The organism is Microbacterium sp. LS_15 (assembly GCF_041954735.1).
In the GTDB taxonomy this organism is placed as follows: domain Bacteria; phylum Actinomycetota; class Actinomycetes; order Actinomycetales; family Microbacteriaceae; genus Microbacterium.
Window position 1 is genome coordinate 121,613 of the sequence record NZ_JAVAYD010000006.1, and the last position, 13,649, is coordinate 135,261.

11 protein-coding genes are annotated in these 13,649 nt (G+C 67.2%); 1 reads left to right on the plus strand and 10 read right to left on the minus strand.

Annotation, left to right across the window (positions count from 1 at the left end; all coding sequences use genetic code 11):
- Window positions 1-78 precede the first annotated feature (78 nt).
- The 10 genes from RAC69_RS09900 to dnaA form a co-directional block, all read right to left on the minus strand.
- Window positions 79-1,023, minus strand: a complete 945-nt coding sequence (locus RAC69_RS09900) for a hypothetical protein (protein WP_375086671.1) — start codon at window positions 1,021-1,023, stop codon at window positions 79-81.
- Entirely contained in the window at window positions 1,020-1,709 is a 690-nt protein-coding gene (locus RAC69_RS09905) for a LuxR C-terminal-related transcriptional regulator (protein WP_375086672.1), read from the minus strand. The genes RAC69_RS09900 and RAC69_RS09905 overlap by 4 nt, the downstream gene beginning before the upstream one ends.
- Window positions 1,710-1,761: 52 nt before the next feature.
- Window positions 1,762-3,030 (minus strand): histidine kinase, encoded by a 1,269-nt coding sequence (locus RAC69_RS09910; RefSeq protein ID WP_341932867.1) that lies wholly within the window; start codon window positions 3,028-3,030, stop codon window positions 1,762-1,764.
- A 153-nt stretch (window positions 3,031-3,183) separates the two neighbouring features.
- On the minus strand, window positions 3,184-3,588 hold the full coding sequence (locus RAC69_RS09915; RefSeq protein WP_341932869.1) for a DUF3566 domain-containing protein: 405 nt from the start codon (window positions 3,586-3,588) through the stop codon (window positions 3,184-3,186).
- The gene (gene gyrA / locus RAC69_RS09920; RefSeq protein WP_375086673.1) at window positions 3,585-6,149 is read right to left on the minus strand and encodes a DNA gyrase subunit A; all 2,565 of its coding nucleotides are present in this window, start codon (window positions 6,147-6,149) and stop codon (window positions 3,585-3,587) included. The genes RAC69_RS09915 and gyrA overlap by 4 nt, the downstream gene beginning before the upstream one ends.
- 53 nt (window positions 6,150-6,202) lie before the next feature.
- Window positions 6,203-8,272, minus strand: coding sequence for a DNA topoisomerase (ATP-hydrolyzing) subunit B (gene gyrB / locus RAC69_RS09925; RefSeq protein WP_375086674.1), 2,070 nt, complete (start codon window positions 8,270-8,272; stop codon window positions 6,203-6,205).
- A 118-nt stretch (window positions 8,273-8,390) separates the two neighbouring features.
- Entirely contained in the window at window positions 8,391-8,894 is a 504-nt protein-coding gene (locus RAC69_RS09930) for a DUF721 domain-containing protein (RefSeq protein ID WP_375086675.1), read from the minus strand.
- Window positions 8,887-10,113, minus strand: a complete 1,227-nt coding sequence (recF, locus tag RAC69_RS09935) for a DNA replication/repair protein RecF (protein ID WP_375086676.1) — start codon at window positions 10,111-10,113, stop codon at window positions 8,887-8,889. The genes RAC69_RS09930 and recF overlap by 8 nt, the downstream gene beginning before the upstream one ends.
- Window positions 10,114-10,162: 49 nt before the next feature.
- Window positions 10,163-11,305: a DNA polymerase III subunit beta gene (dnaN, locus tag RAC69_RS09940; RefSeq protein ID WP_341932874.1), complete on the minus strand. Its 1,143-nt coding sequence runs from the start codon at window positions 11,303-11,305 to the stop codon at window positions 10,163-10,165.
- Window positions 11,306-11,797: 492 nt separating this feature from the next.
- A complete protein-coding gene (gene dnaA, locus RAC69_RS09945) occupies window positions 11,798-13,192 on the minus strand; it encodes a chromosomal replication initiator protein DnaA (RefSeq protein ID WP_375086677.1) in 1,395 nt (464 codons plus the stop codon).
- A gap of 319 nt (window positions 13,193-13,511) precedes the next feature.
- On the opposite strand from dnaA, the gene rpmH reads away from it, so the two are divergent.
- A complete protein-coding gene (gene rpmH, locus RAC69_RS09950; protein ID WP_022879826.1) occupies window positions 13,512-13,649 on the plus strand; it encodes a 50S ribosomal protein L34 in 138 nt (45 codons plus the stop codon).

A 13,649-nucleotide genomic window follows, 5' to 3' on the forward strand; every position in this document is an offset into this window, starting at 1 on the left:
CCTCCAAGACTTTACCGGAGAATCTCGGAAATACCGAATCGAGGGCGGGACCCGGGAGAGTCCCGCCCTCGTCACGGATCAGGCGCCGGGACGGATGGTGACGCTGCCCGCGGAGAGGGACACCCGGATCACGCGTCCGCTGCTCGATCCCTTGTCCACCCGGGCGTCGAGCGAGCCCGCGCTCACGTCCTCCTCGATGGCGTACGAGGTGTCGGGCACCGTGAGGTCGAGCGACCCGGCGCTGACCTCGATCGTCGTCAGCGACGGGGCACGTCCGGTGAGGTCGACGTTCATGTCGCCTGCCGAGACGCCGAGGTCGGCCTGGTCGACGCCGTCGAGCGCGACGTCCGCGCGGCCGGCGCTCATCTCGACGGCCAGGCTCTCGGCCGAGCCCTCCACATCGAGCGCTCCCGCGTTGACGGTGAGATCGAGTGCGCCGAAGTCGCCGACCACGTCGAGGCTGCCGGCGTCGAGCGTGAGGTCGGCGTCCACGGCATCCGTCCTGAGATCCTCAGGCAGAGTGAGCACGGCCGACTGGTCGTCGCCGAACCATCCGCCGAACCACCAGCCCCACTCGAAGTCAGGGCTGCGGACCACGAGCTCGTCACCTTCGCGCTCGAGCGTCCATCCCGGGTTCCGGGAGTTGGTGACCGAGAGCTCCGCCTCGTCGACGTCGCCGAACTCGACGCGCATGTTGCCCGCGTCGACGTCGAGATCGATGCTCGTGATGCCCTCGGCATCCACCGTCTGCACCGAGTCTCCGCGCTCACCCGAGGTGGAGAGCATGGTGCCGGTCGCGGCGACGGCCGCCGTGGCCCCCGATCCGAGCAGCGCGATTCCGCCGATCACCGCGGTGGTCACGAGGATCGGGGTGACGCCGGGGCCGCGCCCTGAGCCGCCGGATCCACCGGCCGGGGGCTCGGCGGCCGTCGGCGGTGCCTCGGGTCCGGTGGCGGGAGGCGGAGTGAGCGGAGTCTGTCCGCTCCGGGGGTCGAACCCGGGATCATGCTGGGGAGTGGTCATCGTGCGGCTCCTGTCTGGCCGGTGGGCTTGGTCGCCCCGCCGGTGTTCTCGATGTGGGCGAGAGCGGCGAGCACGCGGCGGTTGCCCGACTCGTCCGGCTCGAACCCGAGTTTCTGGAAGATGGCGGTGATGTGCTTCTCGACACTCGCCTCCGAGAGGAACAGCAGCCCGGCGATCGCCTGGTTCGACTTGCCCTCGGCGATCAGCGCGAGCACGGTGCGCTCCCGCTCGGTGAGACGCATCATCCGGTCGTCGCGGTTGCGCCGCGTGAGCAGCTGCGCGACCACCTCGGGGTCGAGCACGGTCGCACCCTCGGAGATGCGCTGCACCGATGCGAGGAACTCGGCGACGTCGGCGACCCGATCCTTGAGCAGGTAGCCGAGCGGACCGCCCTGAGCGGCGATGAGATCGGACGCGTAGCGCTCCTCGACGTACTGCGACAGCACGAGCAGCGGAAGCGACGGATCGGAGGCCCGCAGCTCGAGCGCCGCGCGGATGCCCTCGTCGGTGAACGTCGGAGGGAGGCGGACGTCGAGGATGCAGAGCTCCGGCGCCTCGGCGTGCACTGCCTCGGCGAGACCGCTCGTGTCGGGGAGGGCCGCGACCACGGTGTGGCCGGCGTCCTCCAGCAGCCGCACGAGACCTTCGCGGAGCAGGACGGAGTCCTCGCAGATCAGGATGCGCATGATCCACCCCCGTCCATGTCGATGTCGATGCGCTCGGTCAGAAGCGGGCAGATCAGGATGCGCATGGCACGTTCACCTCCAGGCTGGTCGGTCCACCGGCGGGGCTGTCGAGACGGAACGTGCCACCGGCGGCGAGGATGCGGTTGGCGATGCCGTCGAGGCCGCCGCCCGGCTGCACCTGCGCGCCGCCCATGCCGTTGTCCTCGACGCGGGCCCAGAGCACACCGCCCTCGCGCAGTCGCACGGTCACGCGGGCCTCGCTCGCACGAGAGTGCTTCGCGGCGTTGGTCAGAGACTCCGCGATCGAGAAGTACACCGCTGCCTCGGCCTCGCGGCTGCAGCGCCCGTCCATGCGCACGTCGAGTTGCACGGGGATGTGCGATCTGCCGGCCAGCGCCGACAGGGCGGCGTCGAGACCGCGGTCGTCGAGGACCGAGGCGTGGATGCCGCGCGCCAGCTGCCGAAGCTCGGTGATCGCCGCCTTCGTCGAGGTGTGCGCTTCGGTGATGAGTTCCTTCGCGGCATCCGGATCGGTGTCGATCTTCTGCTGCGCGAGTCCGAGCGTCATGCCGACCGAGACGAGTCGGGGCTGGACGCCGTCGTGCAGGTCGCGTTCGATACGGGTGCGCTCGACGTCGGCGGCACGCACGGCGCCCTCGCGCTGCGCAGTGCTGGTGCGGACGCGCTCGGTGAGCTCGGCCTCCTTCGCGCGGATGACGATCGAGAGCGACAGCACCCGGTGGAGCGCGGCGAGGCCGACCATGCCGAACGTGCAGGCGGCGATGCCCAGGATGCCGACGAGCGGCGCCCAGGGAGCCGTGATGCCCATCCCGCCGAACGGACCCAGCACGGTGCCGGCGCCGACGAGCGGCGCGAAGCAGATGGCGATCGACCAGACGAGGCCCCAGGCCAAGCGCAGCACGATCCAGCCGAGCACGGCCGAGATGGCGAAGTTCGCGATGGCCCGCCACATGCGGCCGTCGATCGCTTGCCGTCCGAGCGCGCGGATCCAGCCCGAGAAGCCGGGGCGGTCGCGGGGACGCCAGCGCAGCGGGGCGATGGGCGTGCGGTAGAGGCCGCTGACTCGCGCGACCTCGAACCAGCCGACGGCGAAGAGCGCGTAGACGAGACCGACGAGCAGGACGACGCCGATGCCGGCGACGAGCAGAAGGCCGAGTCCGGCGCTGAGGAGTCCGGTGAGGGCGCTGAAGATGATCCCGCCGAGCACCCCGACGCCCGCGAGATGGAGGAGCGTGAGGAAGAGACGCAGCGGCGGCTTCGCGGCCGGGGCCTGGGAAGGCGTGGCTGTCTGTGTGGTCATGGTTCCAAAGTACGGGCGCGGTGAACGTGCCGACACCGAGGGATCCCGACACCCCGCTTCCGGTTTTCCCTACCCGTCGCGCGAGAACACGAGAGGGGCGGATGCCGCAGCATCCGCCCCTCTTTTCGTTCGGGTCTCCGACCCGGTCGAGTGTCAGTTCGACATGAAGCCGACGAGCAGACCGCCCGTCACCTTCACGGCGAGGTTGTAGATACCGGCGACGACCGCACCGAGGACGGTGAAGACGATCAGGTTGAGGATCGACACGACAGCCGCGAAGGCCATGACCTGCGGGAGACCGGCGATCTCCGAGATCCGCACCGAGTTGTCGGTGATGGTGCTGATGAAGTCGTCGGCCTGGGACAGGATGCCCGTGGCCTGCAGCACGAGGTAGATCAGGAAGAATGACACCATCGTGACGATCGCGAGCGCGACGGCTCCCAGGAACGAGAGCTTCACGGCCGACCAGAAGTCGACGTAGACGAGACGCAGGCGAACCTGCTTGCCGCCCGTCTTGCGCGTGGACTTCTTCGCCAGCTTGTCGGCTACTGTGCTCATGCGTTGGTGTCCTCAGGGTTCTGTGTCTCGGGGGAGGCGGTGGGGGAGTCCGACTCCGCCTCGGCCGATTCCTCTTCCTCGGCGAGGCCCCGCTCACCATTGCGGGCGATGGCGAGGATGCGGTCGGCTTCCGACGTCCGTGCGAACACCACTCCCATGGTGTCGCGGCCCTTGGCGGGCACCTCGGCCACGGCAGAGCGTACCACCTTGCCGCTGGACAGAACCACCAAGACCTCGTCGTCCTCCGACACCATCAGACCACCCGCGAGAGTGCCCCGATCGTCGTTGAGCTTGGCGACCTTGATGCCGTATCCGCCGCGTCCCTGAACCCGGTACTCATCGATCGCGGTGCGCTTCGCGTAGCCGCCGTCGGTGACCACGAACACGTACTGGCCGGGCGCGGCGACCGAGGCGGACAGCAGGCTGTCGCCCTCGCGGAACTTCATGCCCTTCACACCGGCGGTGGCACGGCCCATCGGGCGCAGGGCCTCATCGGTGGCGCTGAAGCGCACCGACATCCCCTTGCGACTGATGAGCAGGATGTCGTCCTCGGCGTTCACCATGAGCGCCGAGACCAGCTCGTCCTCATCGTTCAGACGGATCGCGATCACGCCTCCCTGACGGTTCGTGTCGTAGCTCGCGAGGCTCGTCTTCTTCACCAGTCCGTCGCGCGTCGCGAGCACGAGGTAGTCGGCCACCTCGTAGTCGCGGATGTCGAGGATCTGCGCGATCTTCTCGTCGGGCTGCAGTGCGAGCAGGTTCGCGACGTGCGTGCCCTTCGCGTCGCGACCGGCCTCCGGCACCTCGTACGTCTTCGAGCGGTAGACGCGGCCCTTGTCGGTGAAGAAGAGCAGCCAGTGGTGCGTGGTCGTGACGAAGAAGTGCTCGACGATGTCGTCGGCGCGCAGCTGCGCACCCTTCACTCCCTTGCCGCCGCGGTGCTGCGAACGATAGTTGTCGCTGCGCGTGCGCTTGATGTAGCCCTCGCGCGTGACGGTGACGACCATCTCCTCTTCGGCGATGAGGTCTTCCATCGACACGTCGCCGTCGAACCCGTGCAGGATGTGCGTGCGCCGCTCGTCGCCGAACTTGTCCACGATCCCCGTGAGCTCTTCGCGGATGATGTCGCGCTGCAGCGCCTCGTCGGCGAGGATCGCGTTGTACTCGGCGATGAGGCGCTCGAGCTCCGCGGCCTCGTCGAGGATCTTCTGGCGCTCGAGAGCGGCCAGTCGACGCAGCTGCATGTCGAGGATGGCCTGAGCCTGGTCGTCGTCGATGTCGAGCAGTGTCTTCAGGCCGTCGCGCGCGTCGTCGACCGTCGCCGATCGGCGGATGAGCGCGATGACCTCGTCGAGCGCATCGAGCGCCTTCAGGTATCCGCGCAGGATGTGCATGCGACGCTCGGCCTTCGCGAGGCGGAAGCGCGTGCGGCGGACGATGACCTCGAGCTGGTGCGTGATCCAGTTCGTGACGAACCCGTCGATGCCGAGCGTGCGCGGCACGCCGTCGACGATCGCGAGCATGTTCGCGCCGAAGTTCTCCTGCAGCTGGGTGTGCTTGTACAGGTTGTTCAGCACGACCTTGGCTACGGCATCCCGCTTGAGGACGACGACGAGACGCTGGCCGGTGCGGTCGGACGACTCGTCGCGGATGTCGGCGATGCCGGTGATCTTGCCGTCGCGCGCCAGGTCGCCGATCTTCACCGCGACGTTGTCGGGGTTCACCTGGTACGGCAGCTCGGTGATGACGAGGCAGGTGCGACCCTGGATCTCCTCGACGTTGACGACCGCGCGCATCGTGATCGAGCCGCGGCCGGTGCGATACGCCTCCTGCACGCCCTTCGTGCCGAGGATCTGCGCGCCGGTCGGGAAGTCCGGACCGGGGATGCGCTGGATCAGTCCTTCGACGAGCTCCTCGCGCGGCAGCCCGGGGTTGTCGAGCGCCCACAGCGCCGCAGCCGACACCTCGCGGAGGTTGTGCGGCGGGATATTGGTCGCCATGCCGACCGCGATACCGACCGACCCGTTGACGAGCAGGTTCGGGAAGCGCGCGGGGAGCACGGTCGGCTCCTGCGTCTGCCCGTCGTAGTTGTCGGTGAAGTCGACCGTGTCCTCTTCGATGTCGCGCACCATCTCGAGCGCGAGCGGAGCCATCTTGGTCTCCGTGTACCGAGGGGCCGCGGCGCCCATGTTGCCTGGGGAGCCGAAGTTGCCCTGGCCGAGAGCCAGCGGATACCGCAGCGACCACGGCTGCACGAGGCGGACCAGGGCGTCGTAGATCGCCGAGTCGCCGTGCGGGTGGTACTGACCCATGACCTCGCCGACGACACGGGCGCACTTCGAGAACGACTTGTCGGGGCGGAAGCCACCGTCGTACATGCCGTAGATCACACGGCGGTGCACGGGCTTGAGTCCATCGCGGACATCGGGGAGTGCGCGCCCCACGATGACGGCCATCGCGTAGTCGAGATAGCTGCGCTGCATCTCGGACTGCAGGTCGACCTGATCGATCCGGCCGTGGTCGTGGCCCTCGTTGATGTCGGGGCGTTCTTCGTCAGTCATGTGTACTCTTCAGTTTCCGGTCGTTGAGCGAGCGAAGCGAGAACCGCTCGCACTCAGATGTCGAGGAAGCGGACGTCCTTGGCGTTGCGCTGGATGAAGCTGCGTCGCGACTCGACGTCCTCACCCATCAGCACGCTGAAGATCTCGTCGGCCGCCGCGGCATCCTCGATGGTCACCTGCCGGAGCGTGCGGGTGGTGTGATCCATCGTGGTCTCCCACAGCTCCTTGGCGTTCATCTCGCCGAGACCCTTATAGCGCTGGATGCCGGCATCCTTCGGGATCCGCTTGCCGTTGTCGAGGCCGTACTTCAGCAGCGCGTCGCGCTCGGCGTCACTGAACACGTACTCGTGCGGCGAGTTGGACCACTTGAGTCGGTAGAGCGGCGGCATCGCGAGATAGACGAAGCCGGCCTCGATGAGTCCGCGCATGTAGCGGAAGAGCATCGTGAGCAGCAGCGTCGTGATGTGCTGGCCGTCGACGTCGGCATCTGCCATCAGCACGATCTTGTGATAGCGCGCCTTCTCGATGTCGAAGTCCTCGCCGATGCCCGTGCCGAAGGCCTGGATCATCGCCTGGACCTCTTTGTTGCCGAGGGCCTTGTCGAGGCGGGCGCGCTCGACGTTGAGGATCTTGCCTCGGAGCGCGAGGATCGCCTGCGTGTGCGGGTCCCGACCCTGCACCGCGGAGCCGCCGGCCGAGTCGCCCTCGACGAGGAAGATCTCGCTGATCGACGGATCCTTGCTCGTGCAGTCCTTGAGCTTGTCGGGCATCGCGGCCGACTCGAAGACGCTCTTGCGGCGGGCGGTCTCGCGCGCCTTGCGGGCGGCGAGACGAGCGGTGGCCGCGTCGATCGCCTTGCGGATCACGTTCTTGGCCTGCGCGGGATTGCGGTCGAACCAGTCGCCGAGCTGATCGCCGACGACCTTCTGCACGAACGCCTTCGCCTCGGTGTTGCCGAGCTTCGTCTTGGTCTGACCCTCGAACTGCGGCTCGCCGAGCTTGATAGAGATGACGGCCGTGAGGCCCTCGCGCACATCGTCGCCTGAGAGGTTGTCGTCCTTCTCCTTGAGCAGATTGTTCGCCCTGGCGTAGCGGTTGACCAGGGTGGTCAGCGCTGCGCGGAACCCCTCTTCGTGAGTGCCGCCCTCGTGGGTGTTGATGGTGTTCGCGTAGGTGAACACGTTCTCGGTGTACGAGGTCGTCCACTGCATCGCGACCTCGAGCGAGATCTTGCGCGCGGTGTCCTCCGACTCGAACGCGATGATCTCCTCGTTCACGACCTCGGCGTGACGCACCTTGTTGAGGTACTCGACGTAGTCGACGAGGCCGCGCTCGTAGAAGAAGACGTCGCTCGGCTGCTTCGTGATCGTCTCGCCCTCGTTCTCCACCTCATAGGCGGATCCGGGGCGCTCGTCGGAGAGCTCGATGCGCAGGCCCTTGTTGAGGAAGGCCATCTGCTGGAAGCGGGTGCGGAGAGTGTCGTAGTCGAACTCCACCGTCTCCTGGAAGATCTCGGCATCCGGCCAGAACGTGATCGTCGTCCCGGTCTGGTCGGTCGCCTCGCCCTTCTCGAGCTTCTGCTGCGGGGCGCCGCCGTTCGCGAAGCTGTGTCGCCAGACGAAGCCCTTCTGCTTGACCTCGACCTCGAAGCGGGTGGAGAGGGCGTTCACGACCGAGGATCCGACGCCGTGCAGACCACCGGAGACGGCGTACGCGCCGCCGCCGAACTTGCCGCCGGCGTGCAGGATCGTCAGCACGACCTCGACCGTCGACTTCGTGGGGTCGGAGGAGTGCGGATCGACGGGGATGCCGCGGCCGTTGTCGATCACCCGCACGCCGCCGTCTTCGAGCAGCGTGACGAGGATCGTGTCGGCGTACCCGGCGAGGGCCTCGTCGACCGAGTTGTCGACGATCTCGTACACGAGGTGATGCAGACCACGGGGTCCGGTCGAGCCGATGTACATACCGGGTCGCTTGCGGACCGCCTCGAGACCTTCGAGGATCTGGATCGAGTCGGCGCCGTACTCACCGGGCTGCTGAGCCTTCGGTGCCGGGGTGCCCGTGTTCTCGGGGGTGCCTCCGTCGGTCGATTCCGTCTCGTCAGCAGGGGATTCAGGCGTCATCAGCGGGCAGTCTCCACATCGATATGTCGAACTCCCAGTCTAGCGGGCTTTCGATGCGAAATGCGGCTCAGAGGCCGCGTGTGGCCCTCTGAGCGTTTCAGACCCCTTGCATGGTGCCCTACCCGTAGGTATCGCGTGGACCCCGTCCTGGAACGACTCTGGGACCCCATTTCCAAGAGGGTACGTCCGGTCCGATGAAGCGGAGGTTCTCGACCCCGGCATCCGGATACCGTCTCCCGATCTCCGTGAGGATGGTCCCGCGCATGTATTGGAGGTTCTTCGCCCATGCCGTCGAGTCGCACTTGACCGTGAGCAGACCGCGTTCCAGCGAGACGGGCTCGGAGTGCTTCGCCGTGTCGGCGCCGGCGAGATCGCCCCACTGCCGCACCAGATCCTCCCTGGCGAGCGTCGTCTGCCAGCCCGAGTCACGGCTGAGCTTGTCGAGCACTGCTCCAAGCGAACCGGGATCGCGTCCGGGAGTGAAGGGTGCGTTGTCGTCGTCGGTGACGACGCGTCGCTTGCGCTTCCAGTTCTTCGAGCTGGGCTGAAGTCCGCGCAGACGCAGATACGTCGCGACCGTCTCGGGGGCGTCGGATGCCGGAGCCGTCGCCGCATCAGTCATCAGCGGCCTCCTCTCCGGTCTCGGCTGGCGCGGGCGCGTCCTCCCCGGGCGCGGCGTCTCTTTCATCGCTGATGGTGCCGGCCGTGATCCGCACCACGTGAGCATGCAGCACCTCGGGGATATCCTCCTCCACCGCGGCGGTGACGACCACCTGTTCATAGCCGGCCGTCAGCGAGGCGAGCCGCTGCCGACGATCGGCGTCGAGCTCGGCGAACACGTCGTCGAGGATCAGGACGGGATCCCCGGCGGGGGATTCGCTGCGGAGCAGCTCGGCTGAGGCGAGCCGGAGCGCGAGCGCGACCGACCAGGATTCCCCGTGCGACGCGTAGCCCTTCACCGGAAGACCGCGAACCCGCAGGATCAGGTCGTCACGATGCGGCCCGGTGAGCGTGAGACCGCGGTCCAGCTCCTGGGTGCGCTTCGCGAGCAGCGACGCCCGGAACATCTCGGCGCACTTTGCGAGGCTCAGCGATCCGTCATCGTCGATGAGCGTCGCGGCCTCGCCCTCTTCGGGGTCTCCACCCCTGCTGGAGAGTGCCCATTCGAGCTGCGGCTGGTGGTCGGCGCCGGCGATCGCGGTGTAGGCGTCGCTCACCGGCTGCTGCAGATCGGCGGCCAGCCGCTGGCGCGCGGCGATGATCTCGGATCCGAGTGCCACGAGCTTGTCGTCCCACACGTCGAGCGTGCTCAGCGCGTCGCCTCGGATTCCCCGGGCGCGGGCGGATTTGAGCAGGGCGGTGCGCTGCTTGAGCACCCGATCGTAGTCGGCGAGCACGGCCGAGAGCCGAGGCGTGCGCTGGATGAGCAGCTGATCCGCGAAGCGGCGGCGGGACGAGGGATCTCCGCGCACGATCTGCAGGTCTTCCGGCGCGAACAGCACGACGTGCGCGTAGCGGGGAAGCTCGCTCGTCTTCGAGGGGGAGCCGTTGATGCGGGCCTTGTTGGAGCCCTGCCGGTTGAGCTGCACCTCGGCGAGCACGCGACGCTCTCCGTGGGAGAGTCGCGCGCGGATGATCGCGTACTCCTTGCCGTCGCGCACCATGGGGGCGTCGGACGACACCCGGTGCGAGCCGAGTGTGGCGAGGAAGACGACGGCCTCGGCGAGGTTGGTCTTGCCCTGTCCGTTCCGGCCGACCAGGACGTTGGGACCCTTGTGGAGAGCGAGCTCGGCGGTCGCGTAATTGCGGAAATCCACCAGACTCAGATGCTCCACGATCACGGAGTCAGCCTACCTTCGGCCTCCGACAGCGGACTGTCGGCGAGGGGGATCAGCGGAGCAGCAGGTTCGGCTGCAGCAGGTACTTGAACGAGTCCAGACCGGCCTGGTCGACCGAGGTCTGACTCGTGATCAGCACCGGGCTGAGCTTGTTGGCGTTGTCGCTCGACGTGAACGTCACGCGCACGAACTCGCTCTTCACCGCGCCGAGAGCCTCGATCAGGTACTGCGGGTTGAGGCCGAGCGTGACCTCGTCGCCGCCGGAGAGGATCGCGTCGACCGACTCGGAGGCCCTGGCGTGCTCGCTGCCCGACGCGTCCATCGTGACGCTGTCGCTCGAGAACGTGAAGCGCAGCGGGGCCGCGCGGTCGAGCACGAGCGACACACGACGGACGGCCTCGACGAGGTCGGCGGTGTTCACGACCGCGTAGTGGTCGGTCTGCTCGGGGAACAGACGGCGCACCGGCGGGAAGTTGCCCTTGATCAGCAGCGACGTCACGGTCTTGTTGCCGGCGGTGAACGCGATGATCTCGCGGTCGCCCGCTCCCGAGAACGCGACCTGGATCGTGCCCGCGTGACCGAACGTCTTGCCGACCTCGAGCAGGGTGCGCGCCGGGACGAGGGCGGTGCTCTCGACGGTCTCGCCGTCCCACGGCACGTCGCGCAGCGACACCCGGTAGCGGTCCGTCGCCACGAGGCTCAGGCTCTGACCCGAGACCTCCAGCTGCACACCGGTGAGCACGGGGGTCACGTCGTCGCGGGACGCGGCGAAGCCGACCTGCGAGATCGCAGTGCCGAAGTCATCGGCCGGGACGACGCCAGAGGAACCGGAGACCTCGGGGATCGAGGGATATTCCTCGACGGGCATGGCAGCGAGGGTGAAGCGCGCGGATCCGCAGGTGACGGTGATGCCGCCGTCCTCCTCGACCGCGATCTCGATCGGAGCGTTCGGGAGGCGGCTGGCGATGTCGGAGAGCAGCCGTCCGTGCACGAGGATCGTGCCCGGCGTCTCGACCGTCGCCTCGATGGTCGTGCGCGCCGATGCCTCGTAATCGAACGCCGAGAGAGTCAGACCCGCGTCATCCGCCTCGATGAGCACTCCGGCCAGGATCGGCTGCGGGTTGCGCTGCGGCAGGAGCTTGACGACGAAGGACACAGCCTCGCTGAAGACATCGCGGTTGACCTGAAACCTCACGGGTGCTCCCTTGTCGTCGTTCTGTGACGCGTCGTGATCGGTCCTGCCAGTGCAGGGCTTCCCATGCTAGCCCCACAGATGCTCCGATCCCTACGCCCGTGTGATTCGACCGGTTCGTCGGAGTTTCCCCACCCTCTGGTGATCGGATCGCCCTTGATTCGAATTAAGTTCTTAACGGTGTTAACACCTGTGGATACTGTGGATAAGTCGGTGGAAAGCAGACGCGAGTAGGGAACTACACGTCTGTGACTTGTGGAATCCCTGAGGAATCCGCGGGTGGACGGCATTCGCTCGTCGGTCTTCGCCCGAGGGGTTATCCACAGGTCGGCGGGTTTCCCCCACATCCGTCCCGATCTCGACCGCCGTCATCCACAAGTTATCCACATGTGCAAAAGGGCATCGAACGGATGCCGGAAACGGCACGCACCGGGACGAGAAGAGGGGTGCAGCGTCCTCACGGACGCTGCACCCCTCGATCAGCGGCGACGCGCTTCAGCGGCGTCCGAGCTGCGTGGTGATCTCGGTGACCTGGTTGTAGATCGAGCGACGCTCCTTCATGAGCTCGCTGATCTTCTTGTAGGCGTACATCACGGTCGTGTGATCGCGGTTGCCGAACAACTGCCCGATCTTCGGCAGCGACAGGCTGGTGCGCTCGCGACACAGATACATGGCGATCTGCCGTGCGGTGGCGATCTGCTGCGAGCGGCTCGAGCCGTAGAGGTCGTCGACCGTCAGCTTGAAGTACTGAGCCGTCGCCGTGATGATGTCGGTCGGCGAGATGACGTTGTCCTCCGCCGTGTCGACGATGTCGCGCAGCACCGTCTGCGCGAGGGAGATGTCGAGCGCCGAGCGGTTGAGGCTCGCGAAGGCGGAGACGCGGATCAGTGCGCCCTCGAGTTCCCGGATGTTCGACGACACCACGGTCGCGATGTACTCCAGCACCTCGTCCGGGATGTGCAGCGCCTCGCTCTGCGCCTTCTTGCGCAGGATCGCGATACGCGTCTCGAGGTCCGGTGCCTGCACGTCGGTGATGAGGCCCCACTCGAAGCGGCTCCGCATCCGGTCCTCGAAGCCGGTGAGGTGCTTGGGGGCGACGTCACTCGTGATCACGACCTGCTTGTTGTGGTCGTGCAGGGTGTTGAAGGTGTGGAAGAAGGCCTCCTGCGTCTCGGCACGACCCTGCAGGAACTGGATGTCGTCGATGAGGAGGATGTCGACGTCGCGGTAGCGGGCCTGGAACGCGGCGCCGCGGTTGTTGGCGATCGAGTTGATGAAGTCGTTCGTGAACTCCTCGCTCGAGACGTACCTCACCTTGACGCCCGCGTAGAGGGACTGCGCGTAGTCGCCGATCGCGTGGAGGAGGTGTGTCTTGCCGAGCCCGGAGTCACCGTAGATGAAGAGCGGGTTATAGGCCTTCGCCGGCGCTTCGGCCACGGCGACCGCCGCGGCGTGCGCGAAGCGGTTGGACTGACCGATGACGAAGTTGTCGAAGGTGTACTTGGGGTTCAGCCGCGATTCGTGGCGCATCGGAGTCGGTGCCTGCTCCATGGGCGACTCGATGCGCATCTGCTCCTGACGGCCGAAGTCGGCGACGGCGATGGGCGCGGTCGGCTGCTCGGCCAGCTCGTGGTTCACCACGGTGCGATAGGAGGTGACCTCATCGCCGATGTGCGACAGGGCCTCCATGATGGGCAGGCGCAGACGCTTGTTGATCTGCGCGGCCGTGAGGTCGTTCGGCACCTCGAGATAGAGCGTCGCGGCCATCACACCGGCCGGCACGGCGAGGCTGAGGAAGCCCTGCAGCTGGGGGGTCACGCGATCATCCGCCTCCAGCAGCTCCTGCACCGTGGTCCAGATCGGAACGTCGGGCTGGGCTGGTGAGGACATGACGCTCCGGGATGGGGGATCGCGGAGGGTCGTCGTGGAACGCGCCCCCCTGTGGATAACTTCGGATGCCACGGTAGTCACCGTGGCCGGGAACGGCAACCTGGCCTGGGAATGACGCGCGCGTGTTGCACGGACGTGCACCGCGGAGGTTGTGGATAATGGCTGTGCGGATCTCCCCGGCGGACGACCGGTCGAGCGCGCAGATTTGCTCTGTGCGCTGCCAAGACGTACCCTTAATCGGTTGACTTATGCCTGAACGGCAGTTCCCTATGTCTCCGGTCGAAACAGGTTCCGGTGGCAGCATTCCCGGAGTGATCCCATGAGCAAGCGCACCTTCCAGCCCAACAACCGTCGTCGCGCCAAGAAGCACGGCTTCCGCGCCCGTATGCGCACCCGCGCCGGCCGCGCCATCCTTTCGGCCCGCCGTGCGAAGGGCCGCACCGAGCTCTCCGCGTAA

Excerpts from the sequence above, each read along its gene's own strand:
- RAC69_RS09900 (WP_375086671.1), bottom strand. The coding sequence starts at position 1,023 with ATGACCACTCCCCAGCATGATCCCGGGTTCGACCCCCGGAGCGGACAG.
- RAC69_RS09905 (WP_375086672.1), bottom strand. The coding sequence starts at position 1,709 with ATGCGCATCCTGATCTGCGAGGACTCCGTCCTGCTCCGCGAAGGTCTC.
- RAC69_RS09910 (WP_341932867.1), bottom strand. The coding sequence starts at position 3,030 with ATGACCACACAGACAGCCACGCCTTCCCAGGCCCCGGCCGCGAAGCCG.
- RAC69_RS09915 (WP_341932869.1), bottom strand. The coding sequence starts at position 3,588 with ATGAGCACAGTAGCCGACAAGCTGGCGAAGAAGTCCACGCGCAAGACG.
- gyrA (WP_375086673.1), bottom strand. The coding sequence starts at position 6,149 with ATGACTGACGAAGAACGCCCCGACATCAACGAGGGCCACGACCACGGC.
- gyrB (WP_375086674.1), bottom strand. The coding sequence starts at position 8,272 with ATGACGCCTGAATCCCCTGCTGACGAGACGGAATCGACCGACGGAGGC.
- RAC69_RS09930 (WP_375086675.1), bottom strand. The coding sequence starts at position 8,894 with ATGACTGATGCGGCGACGGCTCCGGCATCCGACGCCCCCGAGACGGTC.
- dnaA (WP_375086677.1), bottom strand. The coding sequence starts at position 13,192 with ATGTCCTCACCAGCCCAGCCCGACGTTCCGATCTGGACCACGGTGCAG.
- rpmH (WP_022879826.1), top strand. The coding sequence starts at position 13,512 with ATGAGCAAGCGCACCTTCCAGCCCAACAACCGTCGTCGCGCCAAGAAG.